24 protein-coding genes are annotated in these 25,977 nt (G+C 53.3%); 12 read left to right on the top strand and 12 right to left on the bottom strand.

Annotated features, from left to right (window positions below; genetic code table 11):
* Positions 1 to 114: 114 nt before the first annotated feature.
* The gene (mnmC, locus tag J0A66_RS15805; RefSeq protein WP_206574814.1) at positions 115 to 2,103 is read left to right on the top strand and encodes a bifunctional tRNA (5-methylaminomethyl-2-thiouridine)(34)-methyltransferase MnmC2/FAD-dependent 5-carboxymethylaminomethyl-2-thiouridine(34) oxidoreductase MnmC1; all 1,989 of its coding nucleotides are present in this window, start codon (positions 115 to 117) and stop codon (positions 2,101 to 2,103) included.
* A gap of 229 nt (positions 2,104 to 2,332) precedes the next feature.
* On the opposite strand, the gene J0A66_RS15800 is transcribed toward mnmC, so the two are convergent.
* The 3 genes from J0A66_RS15800 to J0A66_RS15790 are packed head-to-tail and all read right to left on the bottom strand — an operon-like array spanning position 2,333 to position 4,395.
* On the bottom strand, positions 2,333 to 3,043 hold the full coding sequence (locus J0A66_RS15800) for a FlgO family outer membrane protein (protein WP_206574813.1): 711 nt from the start codon (positions 3,041 to 3,043) through the stop codon (positions 2,333 to 2,335).
* 2 nt (positions 3,044 to 3,045) lie between these two features.
* Positions 3,046 to 3,801: a FlgO family outer membrane protein gene (locus J0A66_RS15795; RefSeq protein WP_206574812.1), complete on the bottom strand. Its 756-nt coding sequence runs from the start codon at positions 3,799 to 3,801 to the stop codon at positions 3,046 to 3,048.
* A gap of 6 nt (positions 3,802 to 3,807) precedes the next feature.
* The gene (locus tag J0A66_RS15790; protein ID WP_241264244.1) at positions 3,808 to 4,395 is read right to left on the bottom strand and encodes a FlgO family outer membrane protein; all 588 of its coding nucleotides are present in this window, start codon (positions 4,393 to 4,395) and stop codon (positions 3,808 to 3,810) included.
* A 284-nt stretch (positions 4,396 to 4,679) separates the two neighbouring features.
* On the opposite strand from J0A66_RS15790, the gene glgC reads away from it, so the two are divergent.
* Entirely contained in the window at positions 4,680 to 5,951 is a 1,272-nt protein-coding gene (gene glgC, locus J0A66_RS15785) for a glucose-1-phosphate adenylyltransferase (RefSeq protein ID WP_206574810.1), read from the top strand.
* 169 nt (positions 5,952 to 6,120) lie between these two features.
* On the opposite strand, the gene rplI is transcribed toward glgC, so the two are convergent.
* The 4 genes from rplI to J0A66_RS15765 form a co-directional block, all read right to left on the bottom strand.
* Positions 6,121 to 6,573, bottom strand: a complete 453-nt coding sequence (gene rplI / locus J0A66_RS15780) for a 50S ribosomal protein L9 (protein WP_206574809.1) — start codon at positions 6,571 to 6,573, stop codon at positions 6,121 to 6,123.
* Between the two features lie 28 nt (positions 6,574 to 6,601).
* Positions 6,602 to 6,829: a 30S ribosomal protein S18 gene (rpsR, locus tag J0A66_RS15775; protein ID WP_206574808.1), complete on the bottom strand. Its 228-nt coding sequence runs from the start codon at positions 6,827 to 6,829 to the stop codon at positions 6,602 to 6,604.
* A gap of 20 nt (positions 6,830 to 6,849) precedes the next feature.
* On the bottom strand, positions 6,850 to 7,218 hold the full coding sequence (gene rpsF / locus J0A66_RS15770; protein ID WP_206574807.1) for a 30S ribosomal protein S6: 369 nt from the start codon (positions 7,216 to 7,218) through the stop codon (positions 6,850 to 6,852).
* Between the two features lie 162 nt (positions 7,219 to 7,380).
* A complete protein-coding gene (locus J0A66_RS15765) occupies positions 7,381 to 8,268 on the bottom strand; it encodes a DMT family transporter (protein ID WP_241264243.1) in 888 nt (295 codons plus the stop codon).
* Between the two features lie 205 nt (positions 8,269 to 8,473).
* On the opposite strand from J0A66_RS15765, the gene J0A66_RS15760 reads away from it, so the two are divergent.
* Genes J0A66_RS15760 through J0A66_RS15750 form a run of 3 tightly spaced genes read left to right on the top strand, consistent with a single transcriptional unit; the run spans position 8,474 to position 10,622 of the window.
* Positions 8,474 to 9,520 carry an AI-2E family transporter gene (locus J0A66_RS15760; protein ID WP_206574806.1) on the top strand — a complete coding sequence of 349 codons (1,047 nt, stop codon included), beginning with the start codon at positions 8,474 to 8,476 and terminating at the stop codon, positions 9,518 to 9,520.
* Positions 9,517 to 10,200 carry a gamma-glutamyl-gamma-aminobutyrate hydrolase family protein gene (locus J0A66_RS15755; RefSeq protein ID WP_206574805.1) on the top strand — a complete coding sequence of 228 codons (684 nt, stop codon included), beginning with the start codon at positions 9,517 to 9,519 and terminating at the stop codon, positions 10,198 to 10,200. Before J0A66_RS15760 ends, J0A66_RS15755 begins: the two co-directional genes overlap by 4 nt.
* Entirely contained in the window at positions 10,197 to 10,622 is a 426-nt protein-coding gene (locus J0A66_RS15750; protein ID WP_206574804.1) for a YqaA family protein, read from the top strand. The genes J0A66_RS15755 and J0A66_RS15750 overlap by 4 nt, the downstream gene beginning before the upstream one ends.
* A 1-nt stretch (position 10,623) precedes the next feature.
* Here J0A66_RS15750 and J0A66_RS15745 read toward each other — a convergent pair whose 3' ends face one another.
* Genes J0A66_RS15745 through J0A66_RS15735 form a run of 3 tightly spaced genes read right to left on the bottom strand, consistent with a single transcriptional unit; the run spans position 10,624 to position 16,275 of the window.
* Positions 10,624 to 12,537 (bottom strand): phytase, encoded by a 1,914-nt coding sequence (locus tag J0A66_RS15745; protein ID WP_206574803.1) that lies wholly within the window; start codon positions 12,535 to 12,537, stop codon positions 10,624 to 10,626.
* On the bottom strand, positions 12,534 to 13,514 hold the full coding sequence (locus J0A66_RS15740; RefSeq protein ID WP_206574802.1) for a purple acid phosphatase family protein: 981 nt from the start codon (positions 13,512 to 13,514) through the stop codon (positions 12,534 to 12,536). Before J0A66_RS15740 ends, J0A66_RS15745 begins: the two co-directional genes overlap by 4 nt.
* A 52-nt stretch (positions 13,515 to 13,566) precedes the next feature.
* Positions 13,567 to 16,275 carry a TonB-dependent receptor gene (locus J0A66_RS15735; RefSeq protein ID WP_206574801.1) on the bottom strand — a complete coding sequence of 903 codons (2,709 nt, stop codon included), beginning with the start codon at positions 16,273 to 16,275 and terminating at the stop codon, positions 13,567 to 13,569.
* A gap of 308 nt (positions 16,276 to 16,583) precedes the next feature.
* Here J0A66_RS15735 and J0A66_RS15730 point away from each other — a divergent pair, with 308 nt between their 5' ends.
* From J0A66_RS15730 to J0A66_RS15720, 3 genes are all read left to right on the top strand, one after another.
* Positions 16,584 to 17,486, top strand: a complete 903-nt coding sequence (locus J0A66_RS15730) for a GGDEF domain-containing protein (RefSeq protein ID WP_206574800.1) — start codon at positions 16,584 to 16,586, stop codon at positions 17,484 to 17,486.
* A gap of 4 nt (positions 17,487 to 17,490) precedes the next feature.
* Positions 17,491 to 18,510 carry an AraC family transcriptional regulator gene (locus J0A66_RS15725; protein ID WP_206574799.1) on the top strand — a complete coding sequence of 340 codons (1,020 nt, stop codon included), beginning with the start codon at positions 17,491 to 17,493 and terminating at the stop codon, positions 18,508 to 18,510.
* A 403-nt stretch (positions 18,511 to 18,913) separates the two neighbouring features.
* Entirely contained in the window at positions 18,914 to 20,113 is a 1,200-nt protein-coding gene (locus J0A66_RS15720) for an Nramp family divalent metal transporter (protein WP_206574798.1), read from the top strand.
* On the opposite strand, the gene proB is transcribed toward J0A66_RS15720, so the two are convergent.
* A complete protein-coding gene (gene proB, locus J0A66_RS15715; protein WP_206574918.1) occupies positions 20,110 to 21,207 on the bottom strand; it encodes a glutamate 5-kinase in 1,098 nt (365 codons plus the stop codon). The genes J0A66_RS15720 and proB overlap by 4 nt on opposite strands.
* A gap of 104 nt (positions 21,208 to 21,311) precedes the next feature.
* On the opposite strand from proB, the gene yihG (J0A66_RS15710) reads away from it, so the two are divergent.
* From yihG (J0A66_RS15710) to J0A66_RS15695, 4 genes are all read left to right on the top strand, one after another.
* A complete protein-coding gene (gene yihG / locus J0A66_RS15710) occupies positions 21,312 to 22,193 on the top strand; it encodes a 1-acylglycerol-3-phosphate O-acyltransferase, YihG family (RefSeq protein WP_206574797.1) in 882 nt (293 codons plus the stop codon).
* Positions 22,194 to 23,090 carry a 1-acylglycerol-3-phosphate O-acyltransferase, YihG family gene (gene yihG / locus J0A66_RS15705; protein WP_206574796.1) on the top strand — a complete coding sequence of 299 codons (897 nt, stop codon included), beginning with the start codon at positions 22,194 to 22,196 and terminating at the stop codon, positions 23,088 to 23,090. It abuts the gene before it with no gap.
* Between the two features lies 1 nt (position 23,091).
* Positions 23,092 to 24,351, top strand: coding sequence for a mechanosensitive ion channel family protein (locus tag J0A66_RS15700; protein WP_206574795.1), 1,260 nt, complete (start codon positions 23,092 to 23,094; stop codon positions 24,349 to 24,351).
* An 83-nt stretch (positions 24,352 to 24,434) separates the two neighbouring features.
* Entirely contained in the window at positions 24,435 to 24,977 is a 543-nt protein-coding gene (locus tag J0A66_RS15695; protein WP_206574794.1) for a hypothetical protein, read from the top strand.
* Positions 24,978 to 25,021: 44 nt separating this feature from the next.
* Here J0A66_RS15695 and J0A66_RS15690 read toward each other — a convergent pair whose 3' ends face one another.
* Entirely contained in the window at positions 25,022 to 25,366 is a 345-nt protein-coding gene (locus J0A66_RS15690; protein WP_206574793.1) for a hypothetical protein, read from the bottom strand.
* Positions 25,367 to 25,977 lie beyond the last annotated feature (611 nt).

Below are 25,977 nucleotides of genomic sequence, written 5' to 3'. Positions count from 1 at the left end.
CCAAGTGGTCTGCTCTTTTACCCTGTGATGGTTTGTGCAGGGGTCTTTGTGCTGCGAGCAAGCCTGGCTTAGAATAACCGGCCTTTATGACAGCGAGTTAACACCTCGGTTCCCATGGCCATCCAAACAGCCAAGATTGACTTTAACCAGAGCGGCACGCCGGTGGCCAGTGCTTTCGATGACGTCTATTTCTCCAATACCGACGGATTGGAGGAAACCCGCTATGTATTTCTGGCCAACAACGCGTTGCCGCAACGCTGGAATCAGTCACAGCAGGAAGACTTTGTCATCGCCGAGACAGGATTTGGTACCGGTCTCAACTTTCTCGCCAGTTGGGAGGCCTTCGAGCGCTTTGTTAGCGAAAACCCCGCATCGCCGCTCAGGCGCCTGTACTTTATCAGCACAGAGAAATTCCCCCTTGCCCTGGCTGACCTGGAAACGGCCCTGGGTCGCTGGCCACAACTTGAAAAATTCACCACTGAGTTACTGAAACGCTACCCACACCTTAGCGAAGGCTGCCACAGACTCAAGTTTCATGCTAAAGACTATCAGATCATACTGGATCTATGGCTGGGTGACCTGCACCAACTGTTACCTGAAATTGACAGCCCTGCCGACGGGCTGGTAGATGCCTGGTTTCTGGACGGCTTTGCTCCTAGCAAGAACCCTGATATGTGGACAGAGGCCCTGTTCTCCCAGATGGCGAGACTCGGCAAGCCGGGCTGCACCTTCGCCACGTTCACTGCCGCCGGTTTTGTACGAAGAGGACTCCAACAGGCGGGGTTTAATGTGGAAAAACGTAAAGGCTTTGGCCATAAGCGGGATATGTCTGCTGGCTGGTTGGCAGTTAGACCCGTGAGGGCGGATCCGTCTCCCTGGTACCAACGGCAGGGCTCCGGCCACAGGCATGTGACGGTGATCGGCGCGGGGCTGGCAGGCGCCAGCCTCTGTCATGCCCTCTGCCACCATGGCTTCCAGGTGACACTATACAGCCGAGGCGTTGCCGATGGCGCCTCGGGCAACCACCAGGGCGGCTTTTATCCGCAGTTGCACAGCCAGATGAATCTGAGCAGCCGCCTGATGGCCCAGGCCTTTGGCTTTGCCAGGCGGGCCTACGACTCGCTGCAACAGGAAGGGTTTCATTTCAGCGAAGGCCGGTGTGGCGTTTTGCAACTGGCGTTCAATGACAGCCTGTTAAAAAAGCAGGCCAAACTCATCGCTCAGGGCGACTGGCCGGAGAGTCTGATCCACGCCGTTGATCAGGCTGAGGCGCGAAGACTGGCCGGCCTGCCCCTTCCCTGGCCGGGACTCTTCATTGCACAGGGGGGTTGGATTGAACCTGCTGAGCTGGTCAGGGCCATGCTGGCAAGCTGTGGCGAGGCCCTGACCCTGGTATCAGACCGGCACCTTACAAGCCTGGAACAGACGAACCCTGGCTGGAGACTAACCTGGCAGGATAACAGCCAGTGTACGACCGAACTACTGGTGCTGTGTCCCGGCGCGGAAGCCGTAGCACTGCCGCTGCTGCAATCCTTGCCGCTGCGACCGGTCAGGGGACAGGTGGAGCATATTCCAGCCTGCCCGCCGGCAAGTAAACTCAGTACAGTACTCTGCCATAAGGGCTACATGACCCCTGTTCACTCGGGCCTCCAGGCCCTGGGTTCCACTTATGTCAAACAGGATCTGAGCCGTGACTACCGGGCCGAAGAGCAGCAGATAAATCTGCAGACCCACCGCCAGGCCCTTGCCCATGTGGATTGGATAGAAAATCTTCAGGGCTCGGGTCAGGGGCGAGCCTCTGTCAGACTCGGCACCCCGGATCACTTGCCGCTGCTGGGCGCAATGCCGGACATACCGCAACAACGAGAAGATTATCAGTCCCTGAATTCCGGCAAGGGCGGGCGGGATTATCCTGCTCCAGCCAATCTTGAAGGCTTGTTCCTGTTTATGGGACTGGGATCACGAGGCCTGTGCACGGCGCCACTGCTCGGTGAGGCATTGGCCTGCCAACTCGCCGGCAAACCAATGCCTCTGGAGCGGTCAACCCTGGCCGCGCTCAGTCCTAACCGTTTTTTGATTCGCCAGCTACGCAAACAAGGCTAATACCAACCGGATTAATCTTTAGTGCATTCAGAGCCGACCAGAAAGGATTAGATCAAGGCGCAGCCTCGAAGGCATAGTGGCTCTATGTCGAGAGGCTGGAACGCAGAGATAATGCTTTCTGGACGCTCTCGACAACTGCTCCTGCGTTGTTCTACTTAACGCCATCCATGGCGCTCTGTGCGGGCGAAGCCAAAGTGCACTAAAGATTAATCCGATTGGTATAAACCCCTTATTCACTAAGAACATAAGGCGGACTATAAAGCGAGTCGACAACAACTGCAGGAATAAAGCCGTTGGCGCTGGCCACCAGTTGTCTGTCCTGCATGGACAGGATTCTGGCATGAATTTGCACGCCTCTGGCATTGCGGACCAAAGTGCCGGACAGAACCAGATCAATGTCCTGTTGCCGGGCCAGTTCGCTCACGTCACGGCTGAACAGCAGATCACCCTGGGCACCAATCTGGATTTGCTCCATAGCCTTAAAATCCACCACCGGCAGGCCAAAACCCTGCATCTGCGCCATCAGCTTCTCGGCCAGTTGATTACCCAATACCGAGGTCTGTTTCAGATTTGCGTCCAGTTCCACAAAAGAGGCCACGGCCATGCGTCTTGTCTGGGCGGGGCCCTGCATATTGCCAACCAGTTGCATGGCCATTTGTTCGGCATAGTCATCCAGGCTTTTATGAATATAACTGGCCTGATAGCTGTTTCCTAGAGAGCGGAAGACCATCAGGGGGGATTGTTGCAGCCTCTGGTCCGGTGCTGCGCTGGGAGGTTGCACTTCACTGGGCGCCTGCTGATACCAAAGGCCGTTGGCCGGCGGACTGACCGGTTCCGGTTCGGCGTCTGTATTTTCAGCACTGTGCAAAAAAGGATCGAAATGCATTGAGCAGCCTTGCACCAACACCGCAGCAACAACCAGTAGCTTGAACCTGTTCATGGCTACCCCTGCTTCAGTTTGACGCCGTCCACTTCATCCCGCGCCGAAGGCAACAGGGCCTCCGCCACATAAAATGGAATCAGGGTCTGGGCAGTGGCCACCACCGCCTTTGACTCGATACCCAGCACCCTGGCATTGACCAGGTAGCCACCCTGGTGTTTGACCAAAGTACCCGTCAGCACATACTTTACAGGTGCGCGATCTTTCAATTCCAGATAGTCACGGGTCAGCAGAAAATCCCCGTCCTGCGTGACACGGATATACTCGGTGGATTTATAGTCGATGACCGGTATACGAAATTTGTGTAACTCGTGCATGAAGGATTCGGCCAGTTGGAAACCCAACAGATTGGTTTGCTGCAAGTCCGAGTCAAGCAAGGCGAAATGAGTAATACCGACAGGTGTCTTGTCAGACAGGTACTCCATATTGGAAATCAAATCCTGGGTCAGATTCTGCACATAAACACCGATATGCTTGGTCAGCTCGCGTCCCCGGTACAAACTGTTGGGATTGCTGTGTGACCAGGCCTGGGCTGCACCTCCCGTGGCGCCAAACGAATCCATGGAGGGATGGCTGGCCTTATAGAACTGACTGGCCTGATCCTCTGACATCTGTTGACTGGGTCCCTGATACTGGCGGATATTCACCTGCTGCGAGTCCGGTGCGGTCACCGGTTGTTTGCTGACAGCCTGTTGCCCGAAGCTTGTACAGCCAACCAGGCCTGACAGCAAAAGGGGGAGGATCAATGTCTTGTTCATGTTTGGCTACTCCATCGTACCATGGCGGTAAATCATGCCGTCTCTTAGGGTTACCTGCTCATCACGCCAGAACAGGTCGTCCGGGAAGAATCGAGTCGCAGAGGCGACCACCGTCCGGGACTGGGCGTGGACGATTCTGGCGTTGACCACTGCACCGTTTTGCTGCTCGGTCAGGGTGCCGGTGATATAGAAGTCCACCGCTTGTGCGCCGCTGAGTTGTTTGACATCCCGGCTCAGGACTCTGTCAGCCTGCTCTTCAACTAGGATATCGTTCGAAATCTTGAAGTCTTGAGTGATATATCCACGCCGGCTTGCTTCAGTCATCATCCCCTGCTCCAGTTGATGACCCAGCAGCATCAGTGGATGCTGCCTGCCCACCGCATATTTGAGGCTGGCCACCGGCACGAAGGTGGTCACCGCATAGCGGAATTGCCGGGTCTGCGGGTATCTGGCATCCAGCATGCCGAACAACTCTTCGGCCAGATCATAGGTATGCACTTCCACATTGCCCAGATTTTCCATTGGGGGAGAAGGAGGTTCGGCCGCACAGGAGGCCAGCAGGGAACAGATGACAACAAGTAAATAAGGTTTCATGGGCATTTCCTGCAGATAGCAAATAGGGTCTGAATTCATCAGCTGATAGTTTCAAACCAGTCACATCCTGTCAGATGGTCAGTTAAGTCAGGTTGTTTTCCGAAAGATTAATGCAAGAGCTGTACCACCGTATTATGGACATTCTCCGCCAACAAAAGTCTTGGCTTAATTATCCGCAGGGGCTGTAATGCAGCTTGCAGGAACGCTATATTTTTAAACGGGTTGCAGTATGCTGTATCTCTGGAGCCGGCCACTACACTATCCGTACAAACAGGGAGAACAGGATGTTGGATAAGAACCAACGCTTTATCAGCCGAATGACCCGCGACACCTATGCCTTGATTCTGGCCGGTGGTAAGGGATCCCGCCTCTACGAGCTGACGGAATGGCGGGCCAAGCCCTCAGTCTACTTTGGTGGCAAGTTCCGTATCATAGATTTCCCTCTTTCCAACTGTATCAACTCCGGTATCAAGAAAATCGGGGTGGCCACTCAGTACAAAGCCCACTCCCTCATCCAGCATTTGGTCCGGGGGTGGTCGCACCTGAACGTCAACATGGGCGAATTCGTCGATATCTTACCCGCTTCCCAGCGGACCTCCGATGCCTGGTATAAGGGCACCGCCGATGCCATTTTCCAGAATATTGATATCATTCGCTCAGTCGCCCCGAAGTATGTACTGGTATTGTCTGGGGATCATATCTACAAGATGGACTATGGGGAAATGCTGGCCTATCACGTGGAATCCGGCGCGGATATGACGGTGTCCTGTATCGAAGTCCCTATAGAGGAAGCCGCAGGCGCTTATGGGGTGATGACGGTAGACGAGCAATTCCGCATCCGTAAATTCGATGAAAAGCCCGCCAATCCCACTCCCTTACCCAAGGATCCGGCCCAGACTCTGGCTTCAATGGGCAACTATGTATTCAATACCGAATTTCTGTTTGAACAACTGGTAAAGGATGCCGAGAATGAAAGCTCAGAACATGATTTCGGCAAGAATATCATTCCCTCCCTGATTGAAAGCTGCAAAGTGTATGCTTTCCCCTTCCGTGACCAGGATACGGGTGGTCGAGCCTACTGGCGGGACGTGGGGACCCTGGACGCGTTCTGGGAAGCCAATATGGAGCTTATCTCTGTGGTGCCCGAGTTGAACCTGTATGACGACAAGTGGCCCATCATGACCTATCAGGTACAACAACCACCGGCCAAGTTTGTGCTCAACGACGGCGAACGGATCGGCATGGCCACCAATTCGATGGTCTCGGGCGGTTGTGTGATCTCAGGCGCCAGGTTGAACAGCTCGCTGCTGTTCTCTGAGGTGACAGTCAATGAATATAGCCTGGTGGAAGATTCGGTCATCCTGCCTGCGGTAGAGATTGGTCGCCGCTGCCATATCCGCAAGGCCATTATTGACCGCGGCGTGATCATTCCGGATGGCACTCAGATAGGCATTAACAAGGAAGAGGATCTGGCCCGCGGCTTCCGGGTGAGCAGCAAGGGGGTGACCCTGGTCAACGCCAGTATGCTCGACCAGCAGATGAAGTGTTCGATCTGATCAATGCACAAGCGCATCGCCAGCGAAAATTCCCTGCTACGCTTGCATGCCGCTCTTCCATGGACATCCCAAAACGCCAGGGGCGTTTTGGGATGTCCCGCAGGATGGCGCAGAGCAGTTCAGTCATAAAAAAACCGCCAGACGGCGGTTTTTTTGTTCATTGTGAAGCTTAGGCTTCGGCAATAATTTTTACTGTGACAGTGGCATGCACTTCTGAATGCAGCTGCAGATCCACTTCAAACTCACCGGTTTCACGCAATGTGCCGTGTGGCAGTTTGACTTCGGCTTTAGCCACTTCAACACCGGCAGCTGTCAGGGCATCGGCGATGTCCTTGGTGCCAACGGAGCCGAACAGCTTGCCTTCGTCACCTGCAGGGGCAGCGATAGTCACTTCGCCCAGCTCGGCCACTTTGGCAGCGCGGGCTTCGGCAGCAGCCAGTTGCTCGGCAATCTTGGCTTCCAGCTCGGCGCGGCGCTGTTCAAACTTCTCTACGTTGTCCTTGGTGGCAGGCACAGCCTTGCCTTGAGGAAACAGGAAGTTACGGGCAAAACCTGATTTAACGGTGACCTGGTCACCCAAACCGCCCAGGTTGGCGATTTTGTCTAGTAGAATGATTTCCATCTTTGCTACCTCTTAGTTACGCCAACGATTATTTGTGAGAATCAGTGTAAGGCAACAAAGCCAGGAAGCGGGCACGCTTGATGGCAGTTGACAACTGACGCTGATACTTGGCACCGGTGCCGGTGATACGACTGGGTACGATCTTACCGCTTTCGGTGATGTAGTTTTTCAGCAGGCCGGTATCTTTATAATCGATCTGCTGGATGCCTTCTGCCGAGAAACGGCAGTATTTACGACGTCTGAAAAAACGAGCCATTTTACTAGTCTCCTATTCTGTTATTCCGCGTCTGCTTCAGCAGTTGCTCTGTCTTCACGCTTCTCGCGGCGCTCTTCCTTGGCCATCGGAGAGGGCTCGGTCACAGCGGACTTGGTACGCATGATCAGGTTGCGCAAGACGATGTCATTGAAACGGAAAGCTGTTTCCAGTTCTTCAATGGCATTGGCAGTGGCTTCAGCATTGATCAGCACATAATGTGCTTTGTGCAGTTTTTCGATAGGGTAAGCCAGTTGACGACGGCCCCAGTCTTCCAGACGATGAATTTGTCCACCGTCGTTCTTGATGATTCCGGTATAACGTTCGATCATACCAGGAACCTGTTCGCTCTGGTCCGGGTGAACCATGAATACGATTTCGTAATGACGCATTGGTGCTCCTTACGGTTGTAGCCTCTTGCAGATCAGCCGGACTGCTTGAGACAAGGAACTAAAATAGTGAGGGCTGATTAAGGGCGCGCATTGTATATAAAGGCGCCGCACTGCACAAGCAATAATTGGCCTTCCGGGCCACACCGGGCAAGATCAAACAGATCAGAGAGGAAAATGTTCGGCGCCAATCAGGATCGCCACCCCCAGAAGAGCCATCAGCGACCAGCCAAGGGACTGGCGACTGACTCTTTCCCCCAGTAGCCAGGCCAATCCCAGCGACAAAATCACGCTGGTGGCAAACAGGGTCTGCACGATGGCCGCCTTGGTATGGGAAAAGGCCAGCATCTGAAGATACAGGGCGGCAAAGGTGCCTACCAGGCTGGCCAGAATAAACAGCCGCCAGGTTCGTCGGGCATTATGGGTAACAGGCAACCAGCGACGTCGGCCAATCAGCATCAGCAGAATGATAATGGCCATTCCGCCCAGCAACCTGATTTGGCTGGCATTGGCCGGGTCAATGCTGGTGGTGGTCAGGATGTCCCGGCTGATCACGGCGCCAACGGCCTGGCACAACGCGGCCAGGCCCGCACATACAAAACCTGACATTTCAAAGTTTTGCAGTTGACTACGTTTATGTAGCCTGATGATCATATCAACCGACATGATCACTATGGCTATCCCCAGCCACTGTTGCCAGGTCAGCCATTCGGCAATCCAGGCCATCGCCTGCAAGGCGGTAAAGAGGGGGGCCAGGGTCTCGGCAACGAGAATTGTCTGGCTGTCACCTATTTTGTTCAGGGCCTGAAAGAAGAACGTATCGCCCAGGCCGATGCCGATAACGCCGCTGAGCAACAACCAGAGAATGTCCATCTGGCTCAGGCTGAATGAAGCCGGCATAAGCCATGTCCAGGGCAGCAGTACAGCTATCGCCGCCAATCCCTTCCAGAAATTGAGTGCCAGGGGTGAAAAGCTGGCACCCAGCCGACGAAACAACCTGGCCGCCAAGGCCCAGCAACAGGCCGTGCTGAGCGCGGCGATTTCTCCGATCATGTTAAACACCCCTGCTGTAAATTGGCGCGTCAGAGTAAAGACATGGCGGGAAAAATTCCAGCCCGGCGGATAAAACCGCCCGGCAACTGGAAACTTTGCCGTCCTTTTCTGATAATAAAAGCCTGTTGGAACAAGAATATATGAGTAAAAGAATATCGACTCACATCAGGATGTACCGCGCACGCTAGTCTGGAGTCAGCCCCTGTTGGCCCTTATTATGGTGGTGGCCACGCTCTATCTGGCCAAGGGATTTCTGCTTCCCGTCACTGTCGCCTGTCTGCTTGCGCTGTTGCTATCGCCAGCCGTCAGATCTCTTATTTCACTCAGGATCCCCAAAGTATTGGCCAGCCTGGTTATGCTGATAATCAGCTTCGGTGCGCTGATTGGCGCATTGTGGTTGATGATGCCTGCTATAGGGGAGTGGGTCACGACGGCCCCGCAGAAAATTGAAAAAATCATGCACCTTGAGCAGGATCTATCCGCATCGGTAAAACAGCTTAAGGAATCGGTGGAAAACACATCGGAGAAAATGACCGATGCCATGCAGGATATTGTCCCAGAACAACAGCAACCCATAGTTGTTGAGCAACGTACCTGGCCCACTGAACTGATGACCCTGTTACAGAACACTGTTGGAAACAGCATTCTGGTGCTGATTCTGACCCTGTTTTTGCTCACCAGCGGTGACACCCTGGTGGTAAAGTTGATCCGGCTGAAGAAGGGCCGGCAACGCAAGCAGATGATCCGGTTATTTCAGCGTCTTCGTACCGAAACCGGACATTATCTTGGCGCGGTCATGCTGATAAACCTGTCATTGGGCTTAATAACCAGCCTGATACTCTGGTTACTGGATTTTCCCCTGCCCTGGGTCTGGGTAGTGCTGGTAACGGTATTGCGCCTGATCCCCTACTTTGGCATGAGCCTGGTTATCCTGCTGCTGGTGCTGGTGTCTGCCACCCATTTTGATACTCTGTTGTTGATAGCCGCAGTACCTGTGGGCTTTGTACTGCTGTCGTCCTTGTACGGTTTTATCATCGATCCCCTGGTGCACGGTTTCCGCTTGCAGATGAACCCTATCATTGTATTCCTGGCCGTCATTTTCTGGGGATGGTTATGGGGACCGGTAGGCGCCATCCTCGGCGTGCCTCTGCTCACCGTGTTGGCAGTCTTTGCCCAGACTCTCGGCTGGCAGACGATAATGCAGATCCTTACCAGTGAACCCAGATTGGCGGTCAAGGCCAGCAAGTCATGACGCGCCCTCTCATCGGTGTGACCACTCACGCAGGGATCTGGTGTCCGCCCTGGTGGGCAATTCGCCACTGTATCAACAAGGCTGGTGGAAAGGCAGTACGCATCAGTGCCAGGCATGGAGTCGAGGTGCAGATTCTGGATGGACTGGTCATCAGTGGTGGTAGTGATCTGGCACCGTCCCTCTATGGTCAGATGCCCCAGGCAGACGACAAGTACGATTTACCCCGGGATAAGTTGGAATACCGTACCCTTGCCTTTGCAAGACAAGCTTCCCTGCCTGTGCTGGGAATCTGCCGCGGATGCCAACTAATGAACATTACCCTGGGGGGGGATTTGTATCAGGATATCGCCTCCAGGCGGCAGCTTACTCCTAACGGAGTGATGTTGCTGCCCAGGAAGGCAGTACAGTTGGATTCAGGCAGCCTGACGGCCAGATTGCTCAACGCCGAACAGATTAAGATCAACAGTATTCATCATCAGGCCATTGATCGGATTGGTGATGGATTCGACGCGGCAGGCAGGGATGCGGATGGCTTCATTCAGGCTATCGAACATCGCACCCTGCCCTGGTTGGGCGTCCAGTGGCATCCGGAATATCTGTTTTATTTGTCGGCGCAGATCAACCTGTTTCGCTGGTTGATCGGGCAGACACAGAAATCTAACCGGATAGTCCCCGAATGAGTTATTTCCTCCTGTTCAGCTCATCCTTTCTGGCTGCCACAGTGCTGCCATTCTACTCTGAAGTGGTGTTATTCGCCCTGGCCCGTCAGGGAGAGCCGGGGCCGTTGCTGATCCTGGTCGCCACAGCCGGCAACACCCTGGGTGCGCTGGTCAACTGGGTATTGGGCCGCTACCTGTTGCACTTTAAAGACAGACGCTGGTTTTACTTTAAAGACAAGCAGATTGAGCGCATGCAGCGCTGGTTTAACCGCTATGGGGTCTGGAGCCTGCTGTTTTCCTGGCTGCCGATCGGCGGCGATGCCCTGACCTTTATCGCCGGCGTGATGCGGGTCAGGATATTGCCGTTTCTGATCCTGGTGGGACTGGGTAAAGGGATCCGCTACATACTGGTGTTTTATTTCTCTACCCAGACCCTGCTGTGAGTTACTGGGACTCCAGCACCATCGCAACCTGCCTCCAGTCCACCAGTTTAAAGTTCTGAGGGCGTTGTGGCAGCCGGTTGCGGCCATCCTGCACCACCAGCAGCCCCTGTGGATAGCGCCCCCCCAGACTGGCTGAAGTCACCTCCAGGCCATCGGTTTCTGATGCGCCGTCAATGCCCTGTTGCAGGTTCAGGCCGATGCGGAAACGGCCAGCATAGGCAAAGTCCTGATTGAGATCGAAAGCCAGATAACTGTCATTCCCCTGGCTGGATACAATGAGCAGGGCCTGATCCTGGGTCCGGTAAATGCCCATTCCCTCCACATCGGCATGCAAATGCCCACCAACAGAGGCCACCTGACGCAATGTCGTAACACCAGGCTCGGCGCTGGTATGCCAGATCCCCTCGCCTTCCTCGCCAAGGTAGAGATCGCCTGTGCTGTCATCTGCCACACAACCTTCAGGCTGGCTGGCAACGGCAAATTCACGCACTAACTCACCGGCTAACCGCCCCTGCTTTTGCTTCACCCTGAACTGTTGGAAACGGCCATCGGTATCATTGACAAATACATAGGTGCCGGTGGCTGACTGATACATGCAAAGCCCGTATACCTCGTCCAGACTGGTGGGAATATCGCTAAGATGGGACACTGAGCCAGAGCTGGGTTCAATCCCAAACAGGCTGATACTGTTTTGGGTACGGTTGCTGGCCGCAGCCACATCCATTGTCTGACCGTTCAGCATCAGGCCGTAACGTAAATCCACGTTATTCAGTCTGCCCACCGGCAGTTGCTGGACCAGCTTGCCATTTAACTCATAGACCATCAGGCCCGCCCGTTTGTCGGTGCCCAGAATAAGGCTTCTGTCAGCTTGCTGGCGATTCAACCAAATGGCAGGATCGTCAGCGGCATCGCCAAATCTGGCCACAGGATCAGTCTGCCCACTGGCAGGCACCACAGCAATGGTTTGGCTGACAGTGGCAATGTCGGCCTTAAAGTCAGTCATCCTGGCAAAGTAATAACCATCCAGGCTTTCATCATACAGATACAGATCCAGCCCATTAGCCTTAATAAGGCCGGTTATAGCTTCCGGCTCATCCAGCCCCTGCAGTTTAACAGTGCGGCTTTGGCCGTCCCGGCGATACAAAGTCAGGCTCTTTGCCTGAGAGCTGGTGATCAGCAGCGTGCCATCGTCCAGCAGTGCCAGATCGGTAATCTCCGCTGCCAGCTCACCAAAAGGCACCACCATGGCCACTGGCTCTCTGGTGGCGTCCTGCTCCATATCTGCCGGATACCGCCACACCCCGATGGACTCTTCTGCCACATACAGGCTGCCACTTGCCGCATCCACCACACAGTCTTTGGCATTGACCACACCAGGAAAGCTGCGGACCAGCAAATCAACCCATTGCTGATTCTCGCCATCAAAGACAAGGCGTTCCTGGGCCATACCCAGCACATCCAGACTGAATAGCGATACATGGCCTGTCTGCGGATGGCGACACAGGCAAAGGGTCTCAAGCTGTGCCTCAGGGTAGGTCAGACTGTTCAGCGGTTTTAGTAACGGGCCCTGCCAGTCCAGTGTCATCAGTCGTACTTCCCCTGTTTCGTTCTCAATGGCAGCAAGCAGATCCATCGACTTTCCGTCAAACTGCAGATCAGGCAGCCAGCTTAAGGTCTCGAAGTTACCCGCTACCCGGCTCAGCACCTGGTTGTTATCGTCCAGCAGCATCAGCCCCTGTGACTCGCTGCTAATAATCAGGAACCGACCATTTTGTCTCTCGATGGGTTGGATTTGCTGCCCTTGCAGGTTCTTTGCCTGATAAAGCCTCTGCACCGTTAAGCCGGAAGAGGCTGCCAATGCGATTATGGGCGGCAGCAGGGCCAGTAGGCTGATAAAAAATAACTGTCTTTTCATTGCTTTATTGATTCCTTGGTCAGGGACGTGAAGTACAGCAACTGGCCCTCGGCGTCGATCATCTGTACCAATATCCGGGCGGGGCTGACAGACAGCGCCATAAATCCAGCAGTGCCTTTGGCGAAGCGGGTAAACTCCCGTTCTGCTACCGGCCTGAGGGACGAGCCACCTCCTGAGACCAGATGGGCAACCTGCTTGCCTTCTGGTTGGTTGTGCTGCAGGTCATGTTCATGACCGGCGATATAGGCATCGACCTGGTGTCGCTCAAGCATCGGCTCCAGCACCTGGCGGATACCGTCGGTGGTGCCGTATCGCTTGCCACTGCTGTACAGGGGATGATGGCCCACCACCAGCTTCCAGCGGGCATTGGAACCCGCAAGCTGGGTCTCTATCCAAACCATTTGAATCCTGGCATTTTCTGACTGGGTCGCCAGATATTTTTCCCGGTTCTGGTACTGGGGCTCCAGTGGGTTGGTATCGATAAAGAGGATCAGGACTTCCTCTTCGGAGTCGGGCAACGCAAAAGTGCGACTGTAGTAGCGGGCCGGAAGGTTCCACCGCTGGCTGATCTGACTGTAATCGATTTGCGCCTGTACATTGCCGCGATAGTCATGGTTACCCAGGGTAACGTACCAGGGTCGGAACAGATTAGGTCCCTGATAAATGTTCTCATAGGAACTGCTCCAATAGGGATCCTTTACACTGGCCACGCCATCCGGATAAAAGTTATCGCCCGTGGTGACGATAAGCTCCCCATCCAACTGATGCATGGCGATTTCCATCCAGTGGGCCACGTCTTGTTGCCGGTAGTGACCGTTGCGCCCCCAATCCCCCAGCACCAGGAAGTGCAAGGCCTTTTCATTGACCTTCAGTCCCTGTATCTGCTGACTGGCATACAGTCTCTCATCATAAGTGGGCGCGGCGTGACCCAACAGGGTGAGCAGCAGGCCGCACAACAGTAGTAGTTTTTTGTACATCTTCAGACTCCATGCGGGGTCAAAGCTCCCGCACTGATGTGACTCTCCCGGCTTACAGGGTCCAACTGAATCCCAGTTCAAAGGTACGACCATACTCTTCGTACTGCGCATTGACTGTGCGGCTGTCAAAGTAGTGATAATAAGGCTCATCATTCAGGTTGATGGCATTGAAATACAGATGCATCTGCTGATTGATATAGTACTTGCCGCTGAAATCCAGTTGCTGATGGCTGTCTTCCATGCGCAGCATGTCACCATCGATTTCCTCGAGGTTTTCACTCTTGTGACTCAGGGTCAGACGCAGACTCCAGGCATGATCCTCATAGCCGAGGGTCAGGTTTCCCACTTTGTCAGACTGATTCGGCAGGCTGGTTTCAAAACGTTCGCCGTCCAAAAAGGTCACCGCCTCGGAATCCGATAAGGTCGCGTTCGCCGCAATCAACAAACCATTGTCGAAGCTCTTCACCCAAGACAACTCAACGCCCTGTACCTTAGCCCGCTCACCGTTGATGGGCTGGATTACCTCGTCAAAACCCTTCCAGGCATCCAGCTCAGACACATCTGCCAGTATCACGAAGTTATCGATACTTTTGTGGAAATAGCCGGCCGACAATACCCCGATGCTGCCGGGATAGTACTCGATGGCAACATCGATATTGTCTGATTCGAACGGCTCAAGCTCCGGGTTCCCTACCTCGGCTTCCCGTTCCGTTTCAAATTCGCCATCGTCGTTTTCTTCGGTGCTGCTTTCGATAATCTGAAAAGCTGCAGAATCTTCAAATTTGGGACGGGCGATGGTCTGGGTATAGGCAAAACGACCAATCAGTTTTTCGCTGAATTCGTAACGCAGGTTCAAACTGGGCAGCAAGTGACTGTAGTCTTTTTCACTGGTCCAGGGTGCATTGATTACCTCTTCCACGTCATTCTGTTCATCTTCCACCAGCTCTACCCGCTGACCGGCCGTGGAAAAGTCCGTGCTTTCGTACCTGTAGCCGGCGACGATACGCAGACTGTCGATATCGACCTTACCCATCAGATAGGCGGCAAAGATATCTTCCTCACTACGATATGATGCCCCGTTGGATTCCAGTTCCGAATCCAGCACTGCCAGCTCCAGATTGCTGCGATTGAGGTTGAAGTGTTGTCTTAGTCCACCACGGTCTGCTCCCGGGCCGAAGTTGCCCAAGCCCCAATCAGGGCTGCTGGCGGTGAATTGGCCTGGGCTCAGCTCGTCAAAGTCACCGTCGTAGATAAAAATATTGGCATCGGTGGTTTTCTCCCGGGTACGGTATTTACCGCCGAACTTGAGCTGGGCAGAGTGACCCACCAGTTTGATATCACGGCTGATATCCAGCTTGAAGCTGATTTCCTCATCCTCTGACAAATTGTCTTCAAATGCGACCTCATCCACCTCATAGTTAGCCAGATCCATGGCGGCCGTATCCTGGGTGATGGTTGGGATCGGGCCGGCAAAATCGGAAGAAATATCGAAGCCCTCACCGATAAAGCTGTAATAAAGGGCATCCGGTTCGTCCTCTGAGGACTGTGCGTAGCCAAGTTGATAGCCCATATGCCAACTGTCCAGTTGATGCTCACCACCGGCACTCAAAGACAGAATTTCCTGAACTTCATATCTGTCTTTAGTACCGCGCTCAATTTCGGATTCTTCATCATCAAATACAAAAGTATTGGCCTGACGGTATTCGTCGTCGGAGAAGCGGCTGTAGAGGGTTCGCAGATAATACTGGTTGTCGAAATCCGGCCGGTAGTCCAGGTTGACCGCCGCGCCAATACGTTCACGGGCGACGCCGTAGTAGCGTTGCTCGATTTCGTCGTCGCCGTTGCTTTCGATATTGTCAGAGCCGAATTCCCGATCAAACCAGGAGACAGCCAGCGCCACGCCAAACACGTCCTCTTTATCTCCCATATCCAGCAATTCTGTGAAACTGCCGGACAGCTTGGGACTGGTCTTGCTGCGCAGCTCATTGTGGCTGGCCTGAACCGTCAGGCTGGCGCTTCGTCCACCGCGGTCAAATGCACTCAGACTTTTAACTTCCACCGTTCCCCCGATGGCATCGGCATCCATATCCGGCGTCACCGCCTTGGTCACTTCCAGGCCTTCGATCAACTCAGCAGGAATCACATCCAGGGCCACAGAACGCACTCCCGCCTCCGGAGAGGGGATATTCATGCCGTTGATGGTGACATTGTTGAGGTTGGGGTCGATACCACGGATACCGACAAAACGTCCCTCTCCCTGATCCCGCTCAATGGACAATCCCGGCAGGCGCTGCAGTGCTTCTGCGGCGTTCTGGTCTGGAAACTGGCCGATGGCATCGGCGGAGACGACGGACTTGAGGTTGTCTGCGGTGCGTTGCATATTCAGTGCCCCGGCCTGGCCGGCGCGCTGGCCGTAAACAATCAGATACTCCAGGTCCTGACCTTCCGATTCCAGCACTATTCGCTGCTCAAGGGTTTCCCCCTCTTTGATCTGGATCTGCCGCACAATCTTGTCAGCCCCCAGATAACGGATCTCCAGGGTGTATGAGCCAGCAGGCAAAGTATTGAAACGAAAAGACCCGTCACGGCGCGTGACAGTGCTCAGGTTGAGTTCCTTGATTCTGACGCTGGCACCTTCAAAGTAGGCTTTTTGCTGCTTGTCGGTCAGCCTCCCTTGCAATGCACCTTCATCAGCAACGGCCTGACCCGTCAGCAAAGCGCTAAGACAGGCCAGGGTCAAACGGGTTTTATGGAATTTCATCGGTGTGCCTCTACTGTGCGTGGTTGTGTTTTGCCGGCAAGCTAGAGAACACCAATGACGATTTTATGACATTAGGGCTTGTTTTTAGCAGCAGTGAGCCGTTTCTCCCTGCAAAGGGCGCTCTTCCAATACAAGGATGAGCCCGAGTGACCTGTCTCCCATCACAGTACTGGCGGGAAAAAACGGGCTGGGGGGCAGGACAACTGATACTGAGATCACTGTTTTGTCATATTGCTGAGCCAAAATGACCCTGCTCGCAATAACGAAGATTGAGTAGCATCGCGCTGAGTGTTCAACCGGAAAACTGCATGAACTATTCCCTGCTCCCTCTAAATGCCCGGCTGGTGATGATGGTACTGCTGGTCATGACTACCGCCCTTTTTCTGAGTCTGGCACTGGGGAATGCCAAGTCCTGGCAGGAGATCTCCTGGCTGGACGTGTCTGGTGAAGGAGGTATCGCACTTCTAACCTTAGTGTGGATTTTCTTCCTGCTGGTCAGTCGGCCTCCGGGACGGGTCACCAGTTTGCTGGTATCGGGGCTGAGCTTTTTTATGTTCTCCGCTTTGCTCGACCTGTTGGACGAGTTTATGCGTTATCCGCAAGCCAACTGGCTGAGTCTGATTGAGTCAATCCCCGCCCCTATTGGCATGATCATGATGACCTGGGCCCTTTATCAGTGGCATCAGGAGCAACTGACCCTGAATGCACAACTCAGGCGAAGGGAAGCCCGCTATCGCGAACATTTGCAGGTGGACTGGGTAACCCGGCTATACAGTGCCGACTATATGCGCGTGCAGTTGAGCAATAAACTGACTGACCCGAACTCGGCCAGGCTGGCGGTGGTCATGCTGGATATAGACGATTTTGACCACTTCAATCGCCGTTATGGTGATGCAGAAGGTGACCGGCTGCTGAGAGAAATCTCAGAGCTGATCCTGATGAATATCCGTCAGACGGATCTTGCCTGTCGCTACGCTGGTGACAGATTCATCCTGATGCTACCCGACACCCTGCCTGCCACTGCCCGCACGCTGGCCGAACAGATTTGCACCGCTATCAGGCATCTGGCATTCAAGGTAAAAGAGTCGGGGGAGGCGGTATATCACACCCTGAGTTTCGCTGTGGAGTCGGTACGAGATGATGACCGGGTCGAAGACTTGCTGGGCAGGGTGAACCAGCGACTGGATCTGGCCAGGCAGGGACAAGGCTGAGTTGATGCAATACGCCAGCCTGGATGACAAGTTTCTGCCCCCCCTGCAACTGACCTTGCCTTTATTGGATCTGGCAGTGCGCCGGGGAGTAGACAGAAACAGGTTATTACGGGGTACCGGAATCTTCATTGAGGATATCAGGGATAATGGCACCCGGCTGAGCGTGGCGCAGGTCCTTAAGCTTATCGCCAACATACGTAAACTCGTGCCCGGCCATGATACGGCTTTCCAACTGGGCAGACGGCTTTTTCCCGGCAGCCTGGGAGCCGCGGCCAATCTATTTCTGCACAGCCGGGATCTGGAACAGGCTCTGCGGCTGTTGGACCTGTTTCGTATGCAAATTTGTCCCTTTGTTCACGGGCGTTACCATCAGCATGCCGGCCGCTGTTATATTCTTCCCTCTGACGCCATAGGGTGCGGCGAACAGTTCCAGTTTGTTATTGAGGCTTACTTTACTGCGCTGGTTTCAGCCGTCAGGCTGGTCACCGGCAAGCGTATACCTTTTCAATTCGATTTTCCTTATCCACGACCCAGGCATATTCAGGAGTATGAGGAAAACCTGGGCTTTCGCTGCCGGTTTTCTCAGCCCCAGCTCAGTATCGGCTTTGACCTGGTCCATCTGCAGACACCGTTCCTCCATCCGAGTCAGATACTGGTCCGGCATGCCTTTCATCAGGCCAGAATGCAAAGGGGGGAACTGAAGCGGGGTTTCATTGAGACGGTGCGTCAACAGATTGCCCGGAGCAGAAATCTGCCTCTTCAGAACCTGGCGGTCCGTTTCGAGGTCAGTCCGGCCACTTTCAAGCGTCACCTGAAACAACATGGTTTTTGCTTCCAGCAACTTCAGGATGAAGTGGGCCGGCAACAGGCTTTGTATCTGCTGGGGGTGAAAAAATGCAATAATGAGCAAATCGCCAGTCAGTTGCATTTTACCGACACCACCAACTTTCGCCGGGCTTTCAAGCGCTGGACAGGCTGCACACCCAATGAACTTCGTCTTCGCTTGCACCCCTGGTCGTCTTAACTGTAAAATTTGCGCTCCAGGGTTTAGTGAAAATAGTCTAACGGGTAGCAAAAAATTCACTATACTTTCACACCTGAAAAAAACCGCATTGATAGAATAATGCGGTAACACTCGACAACAGCATCAAGCTTATAAAGGATTTTAATATGCTAGTGCTAACCACACTCTTCGCCGTATTAGTCGTACTCTTGGTATACTCTCTTTCCCGTGACAAGGGGAAGAACACTAAATATTTCCGACATCATGGTCGTACGGAGCGCCGACCCATTATGCTGAAGAAGAAGCCTCTGAAAATGGGGGACTCTTTGTTCTGAATTGGGTTCCAGGCCAGCTTCCTTAGTGCAGCCTCCTCCTTCAGTTGATATGCTGACTGCCTGAAAAACAACAATAAACAGGCAGTTTCATGCGATTTGGTCCAGGCTTCCTGGTTACTGCGGCTTTTATCGGCCCAGGTACCATCACTACCGCCAGTATGGCTGGTGCCAACTTCGGCTTCAGTCTGCTCTGGGTACTGGTATTTTCCATCACAGCTACACTGGTATTGCAGGGCATGGCCGCCAGGCTAGGCCTTGTTACCGGCATGGGATTGGCTGAATCGCTGAGGGAAAACCTGTCAACTCCCTGGGCTCGGTGGCTGGCATCAGTTCTGGTGGTCAGTGCCATCGGAATTGGCAGTGCAGCCTATGAGGCGGGCAACCTGACCGGCGCCGCATTGGGTATCCAGAGTCTGCTTGGGGGACAGTTGCAAGGGTGGAGTCTGCTTTTGGCTGCTGTCGCAGGGGCGCTGCTTTTCAGCGGCCGCTATGCCCTGCTGGAGCACACTCTGATCGGATTGGTACTGCTGATGAGTCTGGTCTTTATCACGACCATGGTGATGTCCCGCCCTGATATTCCTGCGTTGTTCGAAGGCTTGCTACTACCTTCCATCCCGGCTGGCGGGCTGACAACGACCCTGGCGCTGGTGGGAACGACCATTGTCCCCTATAACCTCTTCCTGCACTCAAGCCTGGTCGCCAGGCAAAAACAGCGTCTGGAGAAAAATGAACTGAGGAAAATACAGTGTGACTCTGGACTGGCTATCAGTCTTGGCGGGCTGATTACACTGGCAATTGTCTCTACCGCCAGCGCCGCATTTTTTGGCCAGCAGCTTGAGGGCGGTTCAGGTATGAATGCGGGCAATATGGCCAGACAGCTGGAACCCCTGCTGGGTAGCCTTGCTCAATACTTCTTTGCGGTTGGGTTGTTTGCCGCGGGTTTAACCAGTGCCATTACAGCGCCACTGGCCGGCGCCTATGCGGTCTGCGGCATATTGGGCTGGTCGACGGACCTCAATGCAAAACGCTTCAGAGGAGTCTGGGCAAGCATTCTGCTGTGTGGCGCGCTGGGGGCCAGCACTCAGATGAGCCCGGTGGCTGTCATATTATTTGCCCAGGCCACCAATGGCGTATTGCTCCCCATCACTGCCATCTATCTGTTGTGGCTCATGAACAAAAAAGCCTTGTTGAGGGAGTACCGGAACGGCTTCAAATCGAACCTTCTGGCAGCCCTCATCATCCTGTTTCTACTGGGACTCAGCAGCTATAAACTCTGGTCACTGCTTTAAATCAGAACCAAGTCGTCACGGTGCACGGCGGCCTCATGGCCGGCATAGCCGAGCGCCGCTTCGATTTGTGTGCTTTTCAGGCCACTGACTTTATTCAGGTCCTGGGCGTTGTAACTACTCAGACCAATGGCGAGCAGATCGCTGGCATGCCAAATCTCAATGGCATCCCCTGCTGCAAAGTCACCGGATACGGCCTTAACTCCTACAGGTAACAAGGAAGCGCCTCTTTGCAGTAACGCCTGACGAGCGCCATCGTCAACCGTCACTTTTCCTTTAGCCTTGAGACTGTGGCGCAGCCACTGCTTCTTGGCATTGCTAAGTGACAGTCCCGGCTCAAACAAGGTACCGGGCACGTGCCCCCTTGCCAAGGATTCAAAACTCTCGGTCTTGTAGCCGTTAAGGATCAGGGTCTGAATGCCGTTTGCCCCGGCCTTTTGTGCCGCCTGCAGTTTGGTCAGCATGCCTCCTGTGCCCACTGCAGATCCCCTGCCGCCAGCCAGCTGCATGATCTGCTGGTCCACTTTCTCCACCCGCTTTAGCAGCTTCGCGCCGGGGTTTTGTCGTGGGTCGGCATCGTACAAGCCGTCCACATCTGTACACACAAATAAAGTGTCTGCATCTGCCACCAAGGCCACCAACGCGCCGAGATTATCGTTGTCTCCAAACTTCAGTTCCTCAGTGGCCACTGAATCATTCTCGTTGATAATGGGCAGGATCCCATGGCTAAGCAGTTCCCGGATAGTGGCCTTGATATTCAGGTATCTGTCCCTGTCCCGGATATCCCCATGGGTCATCAGAATCTGTGCGGTAGGAAAGTCAAATAGCCTGGCCCAATTTGCCATCATACGAGTCTGTCCTACTGCAGCCATAGCCTGTTTTTCTGCCAGGGTTACCTTACCTATAGGGGGAAACGCATTACGCCCTGCGGCTACAGCACCGGAAGATACCAGCAGCAATTCCTTACCCTGGCGCCGGCTGGCATTGATAAACTGGGCCAATGCCAGCAGATGCTCTGTTCTACATCCCTCTCCATTGGGTGCTATCAGCGCACTGCCAACTTTGATCACCCCCCGCCGCCACTCAAAGGTAGGCAGGTTCTGTATTGCACCGTCACTCATGACCATCTACCCGGATAAATTTTGTAATTGCAGGACCAGCGCATAAAATACGTCGCTAATTCGGTTAAAGGCAATATCAAATGTGGCGATTTTTCACAGGCCTAGGGTCGATAACAGGATATGCAGTCAATACGTTGTTCTGGTTTGTGCCGATTATTCTACTTTCCGTCCTGAAACTCTGGCCGACTCCCCGGTGGCGGACTTTTGTCACCTATCTACTGGATAGCTGTGCAGCTGCCTGGGTCAGGATCAACAGCCTGAACCAGGACCTGACTGCCAATGTCCGCTGGGATATCCGGGGAATGCCAGGCCTGTCACCCAAAGACTGGTATCTGGTTATCGCCAACCACCAATCCTGGGTGGATATTCTGGTACTTCAACGCATATTTAGTGGAAGAATCCCTTTTTTGAAGTTTTTCCTCAAAAAAGAGCTGATTTGGGTACCCGTTCTGGGCCTTGCCTGGTGGGCATTGGATTTTCCCTTTATGCGTCGCTATAAGAAGCCCTTTCTCGAGAAACACCCCCATCTTAAAGGCAAGGATTTGGAAACGACCCGCAAGGCTTGTGAAAAATTTCGCTACAAGCCGGTCAGCATTATGAACTTTGTGGAAGGGACCCGCCTGACCAGAGCCAAACAGATTACCCAACAGAGTCAGTTTTCCCATCTGCTGAAGCCGCGTGCGGGGGGGATCGCATTCGTAGTGAGCGCCATGGGCGATAAGTTACACAAACTGCTGGATGTAACCATCCATTATCCTGACGGAATTCCAACCTTTTGGGATTTCGTCTGTGGTAAGGTAAAGGACATTCAGGTGAGGGTGCAGATAATGTCCCTGGACTCAATACTTCCTGGCAATTACTTTGAGGACGCCGAGCAGCGGTTGCGCTTCCAGCTTTGGTTGAATCAGCGCTGGACAGCCAAAGACAAATTGCTTAATCAGTTACATGTAGGCAGGCAGTAGATGTTGAGCTTTATTTGTGCGGTTCTAATTTTCCCGCTCCACCTCGGTCTGCAAATTATCAATCTGGCATTTTGGGGCACCCTCATCATAGGACTGGGCCTTATTAAACTCCTGGTCCCCCTACAACCAGTCACCAAAGCACTGAATGTCCTGTTAAATACCGGCATGAGCGGCTTCGCCCTTAGCAGTGTCTCGCTGATCAACCTTTTTAATCGGGTCGAATGGGACTATGCCATTGAGGGCGAATTAAAGACAAATCGCTGGTATCTGATGATGTCGAACCACCTTAGCTGGCTGGATATCATCCTGCTGATGCATTTTGCCAAAGGCCGGGTTCCTGCCACCAAGTTCTTTATCAAACGGGAACTGTTGTGGATGCCTTTTGTCGGTCTGGGAGCCTGGGCACTGGACATGCCCTTTATGCGTCGCTACAGTGCGGAATTCCTGGCGAGAAACCCTCATTTGCAAGGTAAGGATATTGAGTCAACACGCAAGTCCTGCCAAAAGTTCCGGCTGTTGCCTACGACTGTGATAAATTTTGTTGAAGGCACGAGATATACCACTGAAAAACACCAGACCCGTAAAAGCCCCTATGCCTACCTACTCCATCCCAAAGCGGGAGGTGTGGCTTTCACATTGGCCACAATGGGCAATCTGTTCGACGGCATATTGGATGTAACCATACTCTACCCAGACAACCGCCAACATATCATGCTGGATATGCTGAGCGGCAGACTCACCTGTGTCGTGTTGAGAGCAAGATGCCTGCCAGTCGCACAGGAGCTAATCGGTGACTACCAGGGCGATGCGAGGTTCCGGGACAACTTTCAATCCTGGTTGAATAGTCTTTGGCAACAGAAAGACAGTCTAATCAAACAGTTACTGGAAACAAGATAGCATGCAAAAACGTACTGAACTCAGCCAACTGATTTTGGACAGTATCAAGTACTGGGGACTGGATATCGATATAACCTCTCCTATCTTTGCGGCGTCTTCTTTCCTGATACTACTGGGGTTTTGTTGGTTGTCTTTTAAGATAACCCGGCGACTCTTCAGCGGCAGACTGACTCGCCTCATACTTGCAACGAGAGCCACCTGGGATGATGAGTTACAGAAACATAACTTTTTCAAGCGCTTAGCTCATCTGGTCCCGGGCGTGATCTTGTATACAAGCGCTTCCTTGCTTTTTGCCCATACTCCCGCCCTGCTTGCTTTTATTCAGAAGCTGGCTTTCGTTTACATCCTTCTGACCAGCGTATTTATCGTCAGTGCGGTACTCAATACCATAGAGGATGTATACAATTCCTCATTATTGGCGAGACGAGTCCCCATCACAGGTTTTATTCAGGTAGGCAAACTGTCGCTTGCCATCATCGCCATTATCCTGATTGTTTCCAATCTGCTGGGTAAATCCCCCGTTCTTATCATGTCCGGACTCGGCGCGGCGGCGGCCATTCTGCTGCTGGTTTTTAAGGATACAATTCTGGGTTTTGTCGCCGGCGTGCAGATTGCGGCCAACCGAATGGTCAACAATGGTGACTGGATTGAGTTGCCCAAATACGGCGCTGACGGTACCGTCCTCGAACTCGGACTGACCACAGTCAAAGTCCAGAACTGGGACAACACTATTTCCACTGTCCCTACTTACGCCCTGATTGGTGACTCAGTAAAGAACTGGCGTGGTATGCAGGAGTCAGGAGGGCGGCGGATAAAACGCTCCATAAATATCGATATTCAGTCTATCCGCTTTGCCGATCAGGAGATGCTGGACAAGTGGGAGAAGATTCGTTTTATCAGGAGCTACCTGACGGAGAAGAAACAGGAGTTGGCCAAGTATAACCAGGAGAACCATATTACCGATCAGGATCTGCTCAACGCCAGACGATTGACCAATATTGGCACCTTCAGGGCTTATATGCTGCGCTACTTGCAAAATCATGCCAAGATCAATCAAGACATGACCCTGATGGTCAGACAGCTTGCGCCCACCGAGTTCGGCGTCCCCCTTGAGATCTATTGTTTTAGCGCCGATAAAGCCTGGGTAAATTACGAAGGGATCCAGTCGGACATCTTTGACCATTTCCTGGCCATCTTGCCCGCCTTTGGCTTAAGAGCATATCAGCGAGTCAGTGATCGACCTTCCTCTGAGTCTCACTAAGCGCAAATAAATATCGCCAATAATTAAACTTTTTCTGCTGAATTTTCGACTATAGGGGTAACTGAATCGCAAAAGGTTACCTAATGAAAAAGTTCAACATTGCCGTGTTTGTCGCTATCTCAACCACGCTGGCCTGCTCTGCTATTGGCAGTGCGAGTCAGGATGCTGATCATAAACGGAAGATCCTGGTCTACAAAGATTGCAAGATAATTCACCAGGCAACAATGACAGCTGTGCAAAATGACGCCTACTCGGCTTTGCTGCTGGAAGAGAAAAAAATGGCTCGTCTAGAGGCGCCGATTGATGCAATCCAGGCAGAACTCGACCTGTATAGTGAAGAACTGAAACGACTCTCCGGATTGGCTTTTGAAGAATCGGAACAGACTCTCACGATAAACAAAGATTATCTGGAAGAGCAGAAACAGGCGGCGGCCAAGCTTAGTGCGTTAGTCAGCTCCCACAAAAAAGATTTCGCAGCACTGGAAGCTCAGGGCGATGCTATAAGTGACAAAGCGAAAGCTTTTGAGCAAAGTATCAAACCAGCGCTTGCCAGCCTTGACTACGACAATGTGAGGATTATCGACACCGCCAAATCCACCCCCTGGAGATGCAATGACCGCATTTGATGGTCACGGGTTGCCAACTGAACGGTGGTAACCCTATCCCCAAATTAAGGTGTTTCCCGGCCCGGCCCAAGGAGTGGACAGGAGAAATACGTATCTAACTCATCCATAACCGCATCATTATTTGTATCGACCCACCAACGCCCTCCGACATAACCCGAATCTCCCGGACCGAAATCGGTTGAAGGCCCCATTGGCGTGTCTGGGTAAAGTTGCTGAAACCTTCCGCGGGGAGGTAAGTCAGTGGTTTTGAAGGTATCGTAGTATAAGCCCTGACTGGTGACATAGATGGTACCAAGGGGCTTATCGTTGCCTCTTCCCTGAGCGCAAGCGCCAACGGCGCCCAGCGAGAGGCTCAGAATTGAGATCGGTAATAACGCGAGCTTGTTCATTGTCGTTCCTCTTGTGATGGTTGCATTAGAGGTATAAATGGCGAAGTTCACGCAGCACTCACAAAACTATCACTTCTTTATCACAGAAAGCTAAAAATCAAAAACCTACCGTTGCCTGTCAGAGGCTAGTATTAATCCGGAACCTGACAACTCCCCACATGGTCAGCACCAAGGCAATGCAGGAGCCATTGCTTTTTGCGGCCGCCATGGATGGCGGAAGTGCAGGTTATGCAGGAGCATTAACCTGCCTACTTTACTCCGGGCCTCCTGCCCTGCGCCCTCCGGGCCATCGTCGTGCCTCCGATGTTCAACTTGGCTCCCGGCCAAGTTGTCACATGGGGGTAAATCACGCCCGGACGGGGATTAAGTATCCCCGTCAGTGATTTACGGGAGGCCCGGATGGCCGACCTGGAGACACTCACAAGGATGTGTGACACAGAGCAGCCAGCAGCTGGAGCACAGGACTATCAACAGGTGATGGGTTTGGTGTGCCGGTCTGGGACCAGCATGGCCTGTTTTCCAGGCCGCAGAAACAACTAAGCCCACTGTTAAGTGGGCTTGGCTGTTTCTTACGAATTGGGAGCCTGGCGGTGTGCTACTCTCACATGGGG

The sequence above is a fragment of the Bowmanella dokdonensis genome (genome assembly GCF_017254865.1).
In the GTDB taxonomy this organism is placed as follows: Bacteria; Pseudomonadota; Gammaproteobacteria; order Enterobacterales; family Alteromonadaceae; genus Bowmanella; species Bowmanella dokdonensis.
Note: the sequence above shows the minus strand (reverse complement) of the source record. Positions and strands in the feature narration are given on the sequence as shown.